This is a genomic window from Ruminiclostridium papyrosolvens DSM 2782, from assembly GCF_029318685.1.
Classification (GTDB): Bacteria; Bacillota; Clostridia; order Acetivibrionales; family DSM-1351; genus Ruminiclostridium; species Ruminiclostridium papyrosolvens.
The window spans coordinates 854,239-869,925 of record NZ_CP119677.1; the positions used below are offsets into that span (position 1 = coordinate 854,239).

The window sequence follows — 15,687 nt, forward strand, 5'->3', positions numbered from 1 at the left end:
GAGGTTAAAAAAGTGAAACATGGGTATAACCAAAATAACAAAATAATTACATGTGTAGACAAGGAGCAAAAAATAAAATATCATAAATTAGACACTTGTGCAATAAAACCGTAGCAATAATAATATTTTTTAAAATAAATAAATGGTATATATGGAGGACGAAAATGAGGAGAACAAAAATAATTTGTACATTAGGGCCTGCTTCTGATAATGGAGACGTATTAAGGAATATGATGCTTGGCGGAATGAATCTGGCAAGATTGAATTTTTCCCACGGAACACATGAAGAACATAAAAAGAGGGCAGACTTAGTAAAGAAAATAAGAGAAGAACTTAATCTTCCAATACCTTTATTGCTTGATACAAAAGGGCCTGAAATCAGAACCGGTAAGTTTAAGGACAATCAGGTTACACTTGTAGAAAATGATGAATTTATACTTGTTAACAAGGATGTAACAGGTGATGAGACAAAGTGTACGATTACCTACAAGGAGCTGTACAAGGACGTTTCAAAAGGAAGCAAGATACTTATTAACGATGGTTTGGTTGAACTTGAAGTTACCGATATAAAGGATAAAGATATTTACTGCAGGGTTCTTAATGGTGGTGTGGTAGGGAATCACAAGGGAATAAATGTCCCCGGTGCGGAAATTAGACTGCCGGCATTGACAAAACAGGATATTGACGATATAAAGTTCGGTATAGAGAACGACTTTGATATTATAGCTGCCTCATTTGTCAGAAAAGCTGCCGATGTTGTGGAAATAAGGAAGGTGCTTGAAAAGAATGGCGGCAAGGATATATTGATAATAGCAAAAATTGAGAATAGAGAAGGTATTAAGAACTTCAACGATATTCTCAAGGTTTCTGACGGAATAATGGTAGCAAGAGGAGACCTTGGAGTAGAGATACCAGTAGAAGAGGTTCCGATTGTCCAAAAGAACATTATAGAAAAATGTTATCAGACGGGTAAACCTGTTATAACTGCTACACAGATGCTTGACTCTATGATTAGAAATCCAAGGCCTACAAGAGCCGAAGCAAGTGACGTTGCAAATGCTATTTTTGACGGAACAAGCTGCGTAATGCTTTCAGGAGAAACAGCTGCAGGTAAGTATCCTCTTGAAACCATTGAAGTAATGGCAAGGATTGCCGAGAAGGCAGAAAGATCCATGGATTACTGGAAGAGATTTACTGCTGCACGTTCAGAATTTAATTCCAGCGTTACAAACGCTATCAGTCATGCAACCTGTACCACCGCTCTGGACTTAAAGGCTTCTGCAATAATAACTGTTACACAGTCCGGACATACAGCAAGAATGATTGCCAGATTCCGCCCTGCATGCCCGATAATTGCAACAACAGCAAATCCAAAGGTGCAAAGACAGTTGAATTTGTCTTGGGGAGTACTGCCATATCTGGTAGGGGTTGCAAATACGACGGATGAAATGTTTGATAACGGTGTTGAAAAGGCATTGGAATCAGGCCTTGTAAAAAACGGTGATTTGGCAGTAATTACAGCCGGTATGCCTGCAGGAATAAGCGGAACCACCAATACACTTAAAGTGCATATTGTGGGTAAAGTGTTGGTACAGGGTGTGGGAATCGGTACAGCTTGTGCGACAGGTGAATTATGTGTAGCACAGAATGCTAAAGAAGCAATGGATAAATTCAGCGATGGAAATATATTAGTTGTTCCGTTTACAGATAACTCAATGCTTCCGATAATAAAAAGAGCCTCTGCCATAGTTGTAGAAGAACCCGGACAGTCATGTCATACTGCAACAGTAGGTTTGGCACTGGATATACCTGTAGTAGTAGGGGCTGACAATGCTACTAAAATATTGAAATCCGGTTCAGTAGTAACAATTGATTCTGAAAGAGGTCTCATAATCAGATGTAATTGATAAATGTCTTAAAAAGGGATTTATCAGTTGAACTGGAAAGTCAATAAGGTTATAATAATTAATGCTAATTGGTATAATTTATGGAAAAATGAGAGGATAGACATGGCTGACAAAAGTGAAAAAAAACAGAAAAAGCAATTACCGCTGCTTCCGCTCAGAGGACTAACGGTTTTCCCTTTTATGACCTTGTACTTTGATGTAGGAAGGGATAAATCCATAAAGGCACTCGAAGAGGCAATGATCAATGACCAACTGATTTTTCTTGTTGCACAAAAAGATGCTTCGGCTGATTCTCCCGGTGCTGATGATATTTATTCAATCGGTACTGTATCAAAGGTTAAGCAATTACTTAAACTTCAGGGTGATACAATAAGAGTTCTTGTTGAAGGTATAAACAGGGCCGAAATAAAGAAAATTGTACAGGATGATCCTTTTTTCATTGCAGAAGTGGTTGAGACAAGGGTAGAAGAAGAGGACTTTGTCGAAAATGAAGTAGAGGCTTTGAAAAGAAGGTTGGTTTCAGCATTTGAGGATTATGTAAAACTTAGCGGAAAGGTTTCACCGGATACAGCTCTTTCGGTTGTGGAGATAAGCAATATAAGTCAGGTTTCTGATATAATAGCAAACAATATACCTCTGAAGGTTGAGCAGAAGCAGGCTATACTTTCAGAATTTCACCCTTTAAGAAGGGTTGAAAAACTACTGGAAATTCTATATCAGGAAACAGAAATACTTGAGATTGAAAAAGATATAAATTCCAAAGTAAGAAAGCAAATAGATAAGCTCCAGAAAGAGTACTATCTTCGCGAGCAAATGAAGGCTATTCAGACCGAGCTTGGCGACAGAGAGGGAATTGCCGGTGAGGTTGAGGAATACAAGGATAAACTTAAATCAGCGGGGCTTCCGGAAGAGGTTGAAAAGAAGGTTCACAAGGAATTGGACAGACTTTTAAAGATGCCTCAAGGCTCTGCCGAAGGCGGTGTAATCAGAACCTACCTTGATTGGATATTTGATTTGCCTTGGAGTAAATCAACACAAGAGCATATAGATTTGAAGAGTGCAGAAGAAATTCTGGAGAAAGACCATTACGGTCTCACAAAGGTCAAGGAAAGAATAATAGAATATTTGGCGGTTCAAAAGCTTAAGAACAGCCTGAAAGGCCCTATACTTTGTCTGGTAGGACCTCCAGGAGTCGGTAAGACATCCATCGCAAAGTCTATTGCAAAAGCTCTGAACAGGAACTATGTGCGTATTTCTTTAGGTGGTGTTAAGGATGAGTCTGAGATTAGAGGACACAGAAGGACCTATGTTGGTTCAATGCCCGGAAGAATTATTTCAGCCTTAAAACAGGCGGGCTCCAACAATCCTTTGATACTTCTGGATGAAATAGACAAAATGAGCAGCGATTTCAGGGGCGACCCTGCTTCTGCAATGCTGGAAGTACTGGATTCAGAACAAAACTTTGCTTTCAGAGACCACTATATGGAATTGCCGTTTAATCTGTCAAATGCATTGTTTCTGACTACTGCCAATACTTTGGATACAATACCGAGACCACTCCTTGACAGAATGGAGATAATAAATCTTTCAAGCTATACGGAAGAGGACAAGGCAAATATAGCTATGAAATATCTGCTTCCAAAGCAAATCAAGCTCCACGGTCTAACTACGAAAAATATAAGATTAGATGAAGGAACAGTTAGAGATATTATCAATTACTATACTCGTGAAGCAGGGGTAAGAAACCTCGAAAGAGAGATAGGTTCTGTTTGCAGAAAGGTTGCGAAGGTTATTGTATCTGAATCAAAAAAATCTGTAACCGTAAACAGAAATAATCTGGAGAAATTTCTTGGAGTTAAGAGATTCAGGTTTGATTATGCGGGGGAAAAGGATGAAATCGGTATTGCTACCGGTCTTGCATGGACCCCGGTGGGCGGAGATACACTTTCAATCGAAGTAAACCTTATGCAGGGTAACGGCAAGTTAGAGCTTACGGGGCATTTAGGTGACGTTATGAAAGAATCAGCGAAGGCTGCTATGAGTTTCATAAGGTCAAGATGCACTGAATTGAAGATAGATGAGAAATTTCACGAAAAGAATGATATACACATACATGTTCCCGAAGGTGCGATTCCCAAAGACGGACCTTCAGCCGGAATTACATTGGCAACGGCAATGGTATCAGCTTTGTCAGGATTACCGGTAAACAGAAAAGTAGCTATGACAGGCGAAATTACGTTAAGAGGCAGAGTTCTTCCAATAGGAGGGCTTAAAGAAAAGGTTCTGGCGGCACATAGAGCCGGGATTGAGACAATAATTCTTCCGGTGGACAATGAGAAAGATATTGAAGAAATACCTCAAAATGTAAGGCAGTCTCTGAATTTTATATGTGCGTCTGAAATGAATACAGTATTGGAAAATGCTCTTGTTCATAAAAAGGAGCAGTAAAAACTGATAGTGGTTACAGGGGAATATATAAAACCGGTTGCAGCTAAAGCTGCAACCGGTTTTAATGATTTTTATCAGAAATAAACGTTTAAAGTTTCTAAAGCGTTCTCATGTATAATTCTTTCACCGTATTCATTGAGATAGCCTTCAATAAAGTTGGCATTTCCCACATGATCAGAATACTCCTCCAGAATTACCTCCAGTTGAGGAGAGGATGAAGATCCGGCAAGCAAAAGGTAATAGCTGCTTTTAAACCTGTAAACAGCACTTTCGCCGTTGTACAGAGGATAAATCCTTTTTGCCAGCTGGCATAAGTCTTCAATTGAATCAAAACAGTATATGTTCAAAGTAGAGCAAACCTTGCTTTTTTTCTTTTTCTGCCTCAAATCAGAATTCTTATACTTGCTTTTAATATACTTTTGGATGGATTCAAATTCGCCATCCGAGTCTATCTTGGTTATTGTTACAACAAATCCGTCCTCGTTTTCGGGAGAGGCTTCGAATACCAACTGAGAATCTCCTGATGCGAACCCGTACTCTTCTTCGGCACGTTCCATCATATCCCAGAATAATTCCTGGGCGGCAGGTGAATTATAATTCAGAGAAGAAATATCAATATTTCTTTCTTCCAGGTCATTTAATGTGATTGTGACCCTCAGTACATTTTCATTAACTTTTTCTATTCTCATTCAATCACCAACTTACTTTTATTAATTTAATCTGGAAAACCTGCTGAACACTAATTTTTAATAGTTTACTATATTATACTTCGAAAATAAATAGTTGAGAAGTAAATTTATTAATAATATACTTTGTAAAGACATGTAATATCTATAAATACAACCATATAATACAATTACTAATATTATACTGCAAAGTAAATAATACATTAAAGGTTCGTTACAAAGACCACAATACATTTGAAATAATGCCCATAAAAATATATAATATTTAAAAAAATATGCAATCATAAGAGGAAGAATAAATGAGAAGTATAGTACTGGCGTCATCGTCACCAAGAAGAAAAGATTTACTTAATCAGATAAAATTACCATTTGAAATTATTCCAAGTGAACTTGATGAGAATATAAGCAGTTTGATTGGTACTCCGGCCCAAAAAGCGGAACAGCTGGCATATCAAAAAGCGAAAGATGTGTCTGGCAGAGTGAAAACCGGTTTGGTTTTAGGTGCAGATACAATTGTAGTAATTGACCAAGAGATTTTGGGAAAGCCTAAAGACCCCGAAGATGCTTTTTTGATGCTCAAAAAACTTAGCGGCAGGGAACATGAGGTTGTTACGGGGATATGCTTACTAGACTTGGATAACAACATTGAGCTTGTACAACACGAAACCACCATTGTGCAATTTATAGAGCTGGATGATGAAAAAATCACAGCATATATTAAAAGCGGTGAGGCGTTTGATAAGGCAGGGTCTTATGCAGCTCAAGGAATAGGCGCAATATTTGTAAAGGGAATAAAAGGATGTTATTCAAATGTTGTAGGACTTCCCTTAACCAGATTGAGCAATATGCTGGAAAAGCTTCAGGAAAGTGTAATATAATAAATTCTATAGCATCAGATTATTAAAATTAAGATTCTAAACACATAAATGACGATGTAATTGGAATAAAAGCATGGTATAATAAAAGACGTGTGAGTTAATTAGAACGTTAGAAAATTAACGAGGGTTACAATGGATAGGTTAAAGATTAAAGAGCTTCCAATATGTGAGAGGCCTTACGAAAAAATGTCGGAAGTGGGGGCAGAGTGCCTGTCAAATGCCGAATTGCTTGCTATAGTAATTAAGACAGGAACCAGAGCCTACACGGCTGTAGAGCTTGCACAGAAGGTTTTAAAGCTTTCTCAGGACGGAAGACTTTCTTCCCTTAACAACCTCTCTATTGAACAGCTTATGAAAGTAAAGGGAATTGGTCGAGTAAAGGCGATTCAGATAAAAGCTGTACTTGAGTTTTCAAAAAGAATAGCAACGAGCAACGGAGTTGTACGACATTTTGTTAAAAGTGCCGATGATGTAAGTAATCTTATGATGGAAGAAATGCGATACTTGAAAAAGGAAATGTTCAAAGCTATTCTACTGGATACAAAAAATAAGGTGTTAAAAATAGTGAGTATTTCAACAGGCAGTTTGAATGCTTCCATTGTGCATCCCAGAGAGGTTTTCAGCGAAGCTGTGAAATGCGGCTGCAACAGTATTATATTTGTACATAATCATCCCAGTGGGGATCCTACACCCAGTAACGAAGATGTACGGACTACGGACAGACTTGTAAATGCAGGAGACATATTGGGTATAAAGGTATTGGACCATATTATACTGGGTGATGGAAGATATGTGAGTTTAAAAGAAAAAGGCTTTATTTAGCCAAAATACACAGGAGGTACTTTTTAAATGAGTTTTTTTGCAAGAGATATTGGTATAGATTTGGGAACTGCGAATACATTGGTACATGTAAAAGGAAAGGGAATCGTTGTCAGAGAGCCGTCTGTTGTAGCAGTTAACATTAAAAATAACGAAGTGTTGGCGGTAGGAGAAGCCGCAAAGGAAATGATTGGTCGTACGCCGGGTAATATTGTAGCAATCAGACCAATGAAAGATGGTGTTATAGCTGATTTTGACATAACTCAGAATATGATAAAGTACTTTATAAAAAAGGCTATGACTCAAGGCAAATTCAGTAAGCCAAGAGTTGTAATATGTGTTCCGTCAGGTGTTACAGAGGTTGAAAAGAGAGCTGTTGAAGATGCGACACTACAGGCTGGTGCAAAAGAGGCCTACCTTATTGAGGAACCCATGGCTGCTGCCATAGGAGCAGAGCTGCCCGTAGAAGAACCATACGGAAGCATGGTTGTTGATATCGGCGGAGGTACTTCGGAGGTTGCGGTAATATCTCTTGGTGGAATAGTTACAAGTAAATCACTGAGAATTGCCGGGGACGAATTGGACGAATCAATCGCCCACTACATTAAAAAAGAATACAGCCTTATGATAGGTGAGCGTTCGGCGGAGCAAATCAAAGTTACAATAGGAAGTGCTTTTCCGAAAGCAAAGGAAGAAAAAATGATGATAAGAGGAAGAGACCTGATTACAGGCTTGCCAAAAAACATTGAAATAACTTCCACAGAAATAAATGAAGCATTGAAGGAGCCTGTCAATGCCATAATAGATTCAATAAAATATACCCTTGAGAAAACACCACCTGAGTTGGCTTCGGATATAATGGACAGGGGAATAATGCTCACAGGCGGAGGGGCACTTTTAGACGGTTTGGATAAGCTGATAAAGCAAGAGACAGGTATGCCGGTTTCAATAGCTGAAAATCCTCTGGATTGCGTTGCTTTGGGAACAGGCAAAGTTCTGGAGGAAATAGAGACACTGAAAAAGGTTCTTTTATCGCCACAGAGATTAAAATAATTAAAAGCATTAAGTGGGTGGGTTAAGAGAGGAGAAGTAATTCCTTGAAGTATTTTAAAAGCAGGGCATTGGTAATTACAATAATAATATTAATTCTTATTGTGTGTATAGGCTTGACCATGAATCCGGCAAGTAACATAAACTGGATTGGGAACTTGATTTCAGTACCCTTTACATCTGTTGAAAAAGCATTTTCGTATACGGGACAGAAGATTGAAGATGGGATAAATCTTTTTGACAATGTTCATAAGTTACAGGCTGAAAACAAGGAATTAAGAGAAAAAGTTGACACGTTAAATAATGAAAGAACCGAGTTTTTAAGGCTGAAAAGGGAAAATGAAGATTTGCGTAAGGTTTTTGATTTAAAAGATCAGCTTGCAGAATCTGAATTTGTTGGTGCCAATATAATAGCTCGGGACGGCGGAAATCTCTTTAATATTTTTTTAACGGATAAAGGGTCTGCCAACGGAATTGATTATAATATGCCGGTTATTACCAGCAAGGGTTTGGTTGGAAAAGTAGTGTCTGCACAGCCTTTCTCATCCAAAATCATAAGTATTTTAGAAGACGGCAGTTCTGTAAGTGCCATAGTTGCCAAAAGTGGTGATTATGTTGTTGTAAAAGGAGACATTAAGCTGGAAAAGGAAGGTCTGTGCAAGCTGGAATATATTCCTGCGGAGCTGGACCTGATTCAGGGAGATATAATAGAAACATCCGGAATCGGAGGTATTTACCCAAAGGGTATTACCATAGGAACCGTTAAGGAAATAAGATCCGGAGAAAGTGACCGTGACAAGTATGCTATTATTCAACCGGCGGTTGATTTAAAAAGAATAAATCAGGTGGTAATACTCAAAAATAAGAAAGCACAATCAAAGTCAGAAATGGAAAATGCAGACAAATGAGAAAAAAAGTAATTTTGTATGCTATACTTATATTCATAGTTGTAACTGCACAGGTTACTTTACTGAATAACATTGCAATTTTCGGGGTATCTCCTAATCTTGTGATTATTTTAATAGTTAGCATTTCACTGCTGGAAGGCAAGACGGACGGTGCTGTTGTCGGCTTTTCTGCCGGGTTGTGCATGGATGCCGTAATAGGTGTGGCCTTGGGATATCATGCTCTTGTAGGTATGCTTCTGGGGTTTTTATTGGGTAATATAAACAAAAGGCTTTTCAAGGAAAATATACTTGTAATGGCTTTTTGTACTTTTTTATCTACATATATTTTTGAGTCAGCCATTTTATTTGCATCATTTTTGCTGGGTCTTAAAATCGAATTTATTGCAACCTTGAAAACTGTTATTTTACCTGAATCACTGGTAAACTGTGTATTAGGTATCGTTATATTTGTAGTTATAATATTGTTGGATAGGAAATTTTTAGAGATTGAAGAAAAGAACAGGTACTAAATGAGGTTTAGAGATTAATGAAACAGTTTTTTAAAGACAGATACACTATTGTGGGAATAGTAATTGTTCTGATATTCTCTGTAATGGTTTACCAGTTGGCAAACATGCAGCTGGTTCAGGGGGAAAATTACTATACACAGTCCCAAAATAAAATAATGAGATCAACAACCATTCTGGCGGAACGTGGGAATATACTTGACAGGTTTGGTGTTCCTGTAGCTGTTAATTCTACCAGCTATTCCGTTTTATTAATGGATACAGGGCTTGGCTCAAAAAAGCTCAATGAAATGATGCTTAAAATTATAAAAGTTCTTGAAAAGAATGGCGACTCATACAACAAAACTTTCTCAAAGTATTTCACCTACCCGGTGGGGTTTGGAACTATGCTGAAGAATAATCAAAACCGAAGAAAAACCCTTAAAACTATGACAGGATATGAGTTCAAGGACTTTGATCAGAAATCTACACCGGAAGAAGTGTATGAATATGTCAAGGATATGGTGTTCAAAGTTGACGACAAGTACTCCGAAAAGGATGCTTATGATATTATGACTCTCAGGTTCCAAGGAATATCAATGGTTCCGGTCCTTGCTGATTCAATCAGTACCAACACAATTGCAGAGTTGGAAGAACGGAGTGACGAATTTCCCGGGATAGTTATACAGAGTGTACCCAGCAGGAAGTACGTTGATGCGAAGTATGCAGGACAGTTAATAGGTCATGTAGGGCCGATAGATGCTGATGAACTGGCTAAAAACAGTGACGCAGGCTATAAAATGACGGATACAATAGGTAAGTCGGGAGTAGAACTGACTACCGAAGGTTACCTGAGAGGCACTAACGGCTTCAGGCGTGTTGAGATAGACGATAACGGGAAGCCTAGAATTGTCAGTGAAGAAGCGGTAAAGCCGGGCAGTAACGTTGTTTTAACTATTGACATGGGACTCCAAAAGGTAGCGATGGATTCTCTTGCAAAAAATATAAAACTTATACGAGAGTCCAATAACAACAAAAAAAATCGCCACGATGCATTTGCAGGGGCAGCAGTTGCCATAGATGTAAATACGGGGGAAGTACTTGCATTGGCAAATTATCCCAGTTACGACCCCTCCATATTTATTGCAGACCCTGATGATAAGGTTGCAAGAAAAGCAAAAGCGGACTTGGGAGACCCTAAAAATACAACAACTTCGGAGTATAACAGAGCCATTGCCGGAATCTATACACCGGGTTCAACCTTTAAGCCCCTGATTGGAATTGCAGCACTAGAGGAAGGAAAAACAACTCCATACGAAACATATTTTGATAAAGGCTACGAAACATATGATGGTATGGCGCTAAAGTCAATTGAGTACAACCAATATGGCGTAGGTCTTGGAACGGTTAATCTCATAACTGCAATACAAAAGTCATCAAATCCTTATTTTTATAATCGTGGCAACAGAGTGGGAATTGATAATATAGTAAAATGGGCTAAAAGATTCGGCTTGGGACAAAAGACAGGAATAGACCTTTTGGGTGAAAGTAAGGGGATTATCTCCTCAAGAGAGTATAAAAAGAAAGTTGAGCCATATCCCTGGACTGCTGCCGACACCGCACAAACATCAATCGGACAGATGTATAACAGCTTTACCCCAATACAGCTTGCAAACTATGCTGCCACCATTGCAAACGGAGGCAAGCATTTAAAACCTCACGTTATAAAGAGAGTTGTAAAGTTTGACGGCTCTATCGTAACTGAAACAAAGCCGGAATATGAAATAATTCCGGTTAAGAATGAAAATATGAAAGCAATTCAGCAGGGCATGATAGCGGTTGCCAATGCTACAGACGGAACTGCGGCAAATACTTTCACTGACTTAAAGCCTATAAAGGTTGCAGGAAAAACAGGTACTGCCGAAACAGGAAGGGAAGCAACTCAGTCCTCAAATGCATTATTTATATGCTACGCTCCTGCCGACAAGCCTCAGATAGCTGTCGCCGTAGTAGTTGAAAGAGGTGTATTCGGTGCTTATACAGCACCTATTGCAAAGGATATACTTAAATATTACTTTGATTCAAACGGAACAAACAATAAAGATTATACTGTTAAAGCAGATATAGTCCAATTGACCAAGTAAAGTATATATGCCGCAGGGTCAGGCAGGTGGAGGTTAAAAGTATGGATGAAAGTTCAGTAACTTTTAAAGGGACTGTAAACGGATTGACAATTATTTTAAAGAATGAGACGGAATTTAGTGAGATTGTACAGTGTATGAGGGACAAAGTGAATTCCGCAGGTAAATTCTTCAGAGGTGCAAAACTTGCAGTAAAGTATAAAGGAAGAAGCATTACTGAAGAAGAAAAATCCCAACTGTTGGAAATACTTGTAAGAGAAAGCGGAGCCAGAATAGAATCATTTGAAGAAGATAAGGAACAGGTTCAAGCGGCAGCTAATAAGGTTTCAGCGGACAAGCCTGTTGAAAGAAAGAATCAGATAAAAAAGTATATGTTCTTTAAGGGAATAGAAGAAGGACAGACAAAGTTTTACAGAGGAACTGTCCGTTCCGGGCAATTGATAAATTTTGACGGAAATCTGGTAATTTTAGGAGATGTCAATCCCGGAGCAGTAATCGAGGCTACCGGAAATATAATTGTAATGGGATTACTCAGAGGAGTTGTACATGCAGGCAGTGACGGAAACAAGGAAGCTATAGTGGCGGCCTTGGGTCTGAACCCCACACAGTTGAGAATAGCAGACATTATAACACGTCCTCCCGATGAAAAAGGAGGAGCTGGAAATTCTTTGCCCGAACTGGCGTATATAAAGGATGAAACCCTTTATGTAGAAAGGTTTTTACCTGCAAGATAGCCCCATTCAAAAAGGCAGCAATATTGACAAATGGAAAAAACAAATATATAGTTTAATGTGTATAAGTTTGAAATAATTTCTCTTTTAATATATTTTCTTCTTAGAATTGGAGGCAATGCTGTATGGGCGAGGTAATTGTAATTACATCCGGAAAGGGTGGAGTAGGTAAGACTACAACAACTGCCAATATTGGTACTGGCCTGGCACTGGCAGGTAAAAAAGTAGTACTTATAGATACTGATATAGGACTAAGAAATCTGGATGTTGTCATGGGACTGGAAAACAGAATCGTATACGATTTGGTTGACGTTATTGAAGGAGTTTGCAGAGTTAAGCAGGCCCTGATAAAGGATAAAAGATATGAAGGCTTGTATCTTCTGCCCGCAGCACAGACAAGAGATAAGTCATCAGTAACACCGGAACAGATGATTAATCTTGTAAATGAATTAAAAAATGAATTTGATTACATAATAATAGATTGTCCGGCAGGAATAGAGCAAGGCTTTAAAAATGCAATTGCCGGAGCAAACAGAGCAATAGTAGTAACTACTCCAGAGGTTTCAGCAGTAAGGGATGCTGACCGTATTGTAGGGTTACTTGAAGCAAATGAACTGAGGAATCCAAAGCTTTTGATAAACAGGGTAAGAATTGATATGGTTAAGCGCGGAGATATGATGACCATTGACGATATCATTGATATACTTGCTATTGACTTAATAGGTGTTGTACCTGATGATGAAAAGATTGTTGTGTCTACTAACAAAGGTGAGCCTGCGGTAACTGATGATAAATCACTTGCAGGACAAGCATACAGGAACGTAACAAGAAGAATACAAGGCGAAGATGTACCCATTATGAACCTTGATACTGATGAAGGGTTTTTGAATAAGTTTAGAAAATTGCTGGGATTTAAAAATACATAAGGAGGGTTAGTAGTATGCTGATAGATTTCTCTAAAATCTTTGGCAGATCCAAGCCGTCTAAGGATGTAGCCAAAGAAAGGCTTCAGTTGGTGCTGATTCATGACAGAGCTAACGTTTCTCCTGAATTTTTAGAAATGGTTAAGGGTGAAATAATTAAGGTAATACAACATTATATGGAAATTGACGAGAGTGCACTTGATATACAATTAACCAGAACCAAGAGTGAAGAAGGCGACAGAGTGGTTCCTGCTCTGATTGCAAATATTCCAATAAAAAGTGTAAAAAATGCAGGCAAATAAACTCAAAGGCAAGTGATTGGTTAGATGAATATAGCATTTATAGCTCATGATAACAAAAAAGAATTAATGGCAAGCTTTTGTATAGCTTACAAGTCAATTCTTCATGAACATCATATAATAGCGACACGATCTACAGGTATTATGATCAATAAAGCCACAGGGTTGAATGTTAATCTTCTTGCGTACGGCAGTCTGGGTGCACAGCAGTTATCAGCCAGGATTGCTTGCGATGAAATTGATTTACTGATTTATTTCAGGGATGCAAATATTGAAGAGGACCATAATAATTACCTGTTATTCAAGCATTGTGATGTAAACAACATTCCTTTTGCTACAAATATAGCATCTGCCGAGGTTCTTATAAAGGGTCTTGAGCGTGGAGACCTTGCGTGGAGGGAACTACTTAGGCAGGATTAAAAAATTTGAAACGAGTTTTCATAGAAAAGATACCCTATATATTTAAGGGTATCTTTTTTGTTGACAATAAAACTCTATTTGGAATATTCCTTCGTATTGATAAATATAATTTATATAATTATTAATAAGCCAAAGAAAGGGTGGAAGGAATGGACGAAATTATTGAAAGACCGAAATATTCCCGACCGACCGGTAATCCCCGGAGAAACAGAAGAAATCCAAACAGCGATCTTATTTCAACAATTGCAGCCGCACGAATGCTGATTGCAGTAGTTTTTTTATCTGCAATTGCCTTGTGCAAGGCAGCAAATACGCCTGCAACAGATGCCTTTGTATCAAAGGTTAAAGTAGTTACAACTGTAAACTATGATGTAAATAAATATATTATGAGTGCGGCTGATACATTAGGGATAAAACTGCCGGAAGATGGAGGTAAGCTTCAAAAACTGGTAAAAGGCGGAGATGTTGCCGAGGGTAGTGATACTCAGGCTTCAGCAGTTATAAATAAGACTGATTCAAGTAATACAGCTAATCCTGCATCCGGTACAAGCAGCAGTTCTGCGACTACTGACAGCAAATCGGTGGCGGGAAGTGATATGCAGGTTCTGGACGATATTGAAATAAAGAGCATTGCAGATAAATATTCTTTTATAGTTCCTATTAAAGGTGAGATAATTTCACCCTTTGGAACAAGGACGGACCCTTTAAGCGGTAATCCTCAATTTCATTCAGGCATTGATATAGAGGCAAATATGGGAACATCTATTAAAGCAGCACTGGCAGGAGAGGTTACTGAGGTAGGCTCAAATCCTGAATATGACAAATATGTTAAAATAAAGCATAATGGGGGTATAACCACTCTTTACGGGCATTGCTCAATTCTGGTTGCAAAGGTAGGACAAAAGGTCAATCAAGGAGATGTAATTGCAAAGGTTGGTAATTCCGAGGATGAGTCAAGTTCAAATCTGCATTTTGAAGTATGGAAGGACAACAAGCTGATTAATCCGGGAAAGCTCTTTGACCTTATTAACGGAGGTAACTAAAGTATTGCCACATATTGATTTCCGTCTCAAAGGAACAAGGCTCCAGATAGATTTATTGATTATTCCTGTATTTCTGGCGGCAATCATAGGAAAAATTTTTGTTGCATATTCTATGACTCTGGGTTTTATTATTTGTCATGAACTTGGGCATATTGCTGCAGGGGTAATGTGTGGAGCCGGACTCAGTAGCTTCCGTCTTTTACCTGTAGGCGTTAATGCTGCTATTGATGATTTTTTGTGCAGAAAGTCTCAGAAAATTCTGATTTATATCTCAGGCCCTTTGGTAAATGTGGTTTTTGCAATAATTATATACTGTGTACATAGGTGGAAGACTCCGGCAGGGGGACTTGTAAGTGTAAATATTATGCTGGCCATAACAATAAATTTATGGCTGGCTATTTTTAATTTGATTCCGATCCCTCCCCTTGACGGCGGCAGAATAGCAATAGAACTTCTGGCGGATAAGATGGGCTTATTTCGAGCCAACAGACTTATGAATACATTTTCACTGTTTTTTTCAATTGTGATTATTTGTATCGGAACGGTGGTATTAATTAAGAGTAGATACAATGGGAGTCTTGTTTTGATTGGAGTTTATATTATTTTCCTTTTAAAGAAAAGCAAAAAGGAGGCTGCCATATTGAATATGAAGAACTTCATTTTAAAACGTTCGGCTATTATTAGAAAAGGTATTTTTCCCGTGAGAGAAGTTGCGGTTATGGAAGATGTAAAGATACTGGATTTAGTAAAAAAGATGGATTATTCCAATGTATTTCATATAGTTAAGGTATTGGATAATGACTTGAATGTTATAGCATCCATAACAGAACAGGATATTCTGAATTCACTTATGAAAGGTGTTTCAGACATTACAGTAGGTGAAATTATAGCAAAAAAAATATAATATTCAAAAGACTAAGTTTACGGTAATGGTATTATTTAAACCTAT

Annotated in this window: 15 protein-coding genes; 14 read left to right on the forward strand and 1 reads right to left on the reverse strand. The window is 38.2% G+C overall.

The features are described 5' to 3' along the window. Window positions 1–164: 164 nt before the first annotated feature. Both pyk and lon read left to right on the forward strand, forming a co-directional pair. A complete protein-coding gene (gene pyk, locus P0092_RS03865; RefSeq protein WP_004618764.1) occupies window positions 165–1,907 on the forward strand; it encodes a pyruvate kinase in 1,743 nt (580 codons plus the stop codon). 102 nt (window positions 1,908–2,009) lie between these two features. Further along, window positions 2,010–4,355, forward strand: coding sequence for an endopeptidase La (lon, locus tag P0092_RS03870; RefSeq protein WP_004618762.1), 2,346 nt, complete (start codon window positions 2,010–2,012; stop codon window positions 4,353–4,355). Between the two features lie 74 nt (window positions 4,356–4,429). On the opposite strand, the gene P0092_RS03875 is transcribed toward lon, so the two are convergent. Beyond that, window positions 4,430–5,044 carry an adaptor protein MecA gene (locus P0092_RS03875; RefSeq protein ID WP_004618760.1) on the reverse strand — a complete coding sequence of 205 codons (615 nt, stop codon included), beginning with the start codon at window positions 5,042–5,044 and terminating at the stop codon, window positions 4,430–4,432. 296 nt (window positions 5,045–5,340) lie between these two features. Between P0092_RS03875 and P0092_RS03880 the strand changes: the two genes are divergently transcribed. The 12 genes from P0092_RS03880 (at window position 5,341) to P0092_RS03935 (ending at window position 15,642) form a co-directional block, all read left to right on the forward strand. Beyond that, a complete protein-coding gene (locus P0092_RS03880; RefSeq protein ID WP_004618758.1) occupies window positions 5,341–5,919 on the forward strand; it encodes a Maf family protein in 579 nt (192 codons plus the stop codon). A gap of 132 nt (window positions 5,920–6,051) precedes the next feature. Beyond that, entirely contained in the window at window positions 6,052–6,741 is a 690-nt protein-coding gene (radC, locus tag P0092_RS03885; RefSeq protein WP_004618756.1) for a RadC family protein, read from the forward strand. A 27-nt stretch (window positions 6,742–6,768) separates the two neighbouring features. Then, window positions 6,769–7,791: a rod shape-determining protein gene (locus P0092_RS03890; protein WP_004618754.1), complete on the forward strand. Its 1,023-nt coding sequence runs from the start codon at window positions 6,769–6,771 to the stop codon at window positions 7,789–7,791. A gap of 44 nt (window positions 7,792–7,835) precedes the next feature. Next, the gene (gene mreC, locus P0092_RS03895) at window positions 7,836–8,696 is read left to right on the forward strand and encodes a rod shape-determining protein MreC (protein WP_004618751.1); all 861 of its coding nucleotides are present in this window, start codon (window positions 7,836–7,838) and stop codon (window positions 8,694–8,696) included. Then, window positions 8,693–9,205, forward strand: coding sequence for a rod shape-determining protein MreD (gene mreD, locus P0092_RS03900; RefSeq protein WP_004618749.1), 513 nt, complete (start codon window positions 8,693–8,695; stop codon window positions 9,203–9,205). Before mreC ends, mreD begins: the two co-directional genes overlap by 4 nt. Window positions 9,206–9,222: 17 nt before the next feature. Next, window positions 9,223–11,325, forward strand: a complete 2,103-nt coding sequence (locus P0092_RS03905; RefSeq protein WP_004618747.1) for a penicillin-binding transpeptidase domain-containing protein — start codon at window positions 9,223–9,225, stop codon at window positions 11,323–11,325. A 41-nt stretch (window positions 11,326–11,366) separates the two neighbouring features. Beyond that, a complete protein-coding gene (gene minC / locus P0092_RS03910; protein ID WP_004618745.1) occupies window positions 11,367–12,056 on the forward strand; it encodes a septum site-determining protein MinC in 690 nt (229 codons plus the stop codon). A 122-nt stretch (window positions 12,057–12,178) separates the two neighbouring features. After that, window positions 12,179–12,979, forward strand: coding sequence for a septum site-determining protein MinD (gene minD, locus P0092_RS03915; protein ID WP_004618743.1), 801 nt, complete (start codon window positions 12,179–12,181; stop codon window positions 12,977–12,979). Between the two features lie 14 nt (window positions 12,980–12,993). Further along, a complete protein-coding gene (minE, locus tag P0092_RS03920; protein WP_004618741.1) occupies window positions 12,994–13,278 on the forward strand; it encodes a cell division topological specificity factor MinE in 285 nt (94 codons plus the stop codon). A 24-nt stretch (window positions 13,279–13,302) separates the two neighbouring features. Then, window positions 13,303–13,695, forward strand: coding sequence for a methylglyoxal synthase (locus P0092_RS03925; protein WP_004618739.1), 393 nt, complete (start codon window positions 13,303–13,305; stop codon window positions 13,693–13,695). A 149-nt stretch (window positions 13,696–13,844) separates the two neighbouring features. Further along, a complete protein-coding gene (locus tag P0092_RS03930; protein ID WP_004618737.1) occupies window positions 13,845–14,738 on the forward strand; it encodes a M23 family metallopeptidase in 894 nt (297 codons plus the stop codon). A gap of 4 nt (window positions 14,739–14,742) precedes the next feature. Continuing rightward, a complete protein-coding gene (locus P0092_RS03935) occupies window positions 14,743–15,642 on the forward strand; it encodes a site-2 protease family protein (protein WP_004618735.1) in 900 nt (299 codons plus the stop codon). Window positions 15,643–15,687: the final 45 nt, after the last annotated feature.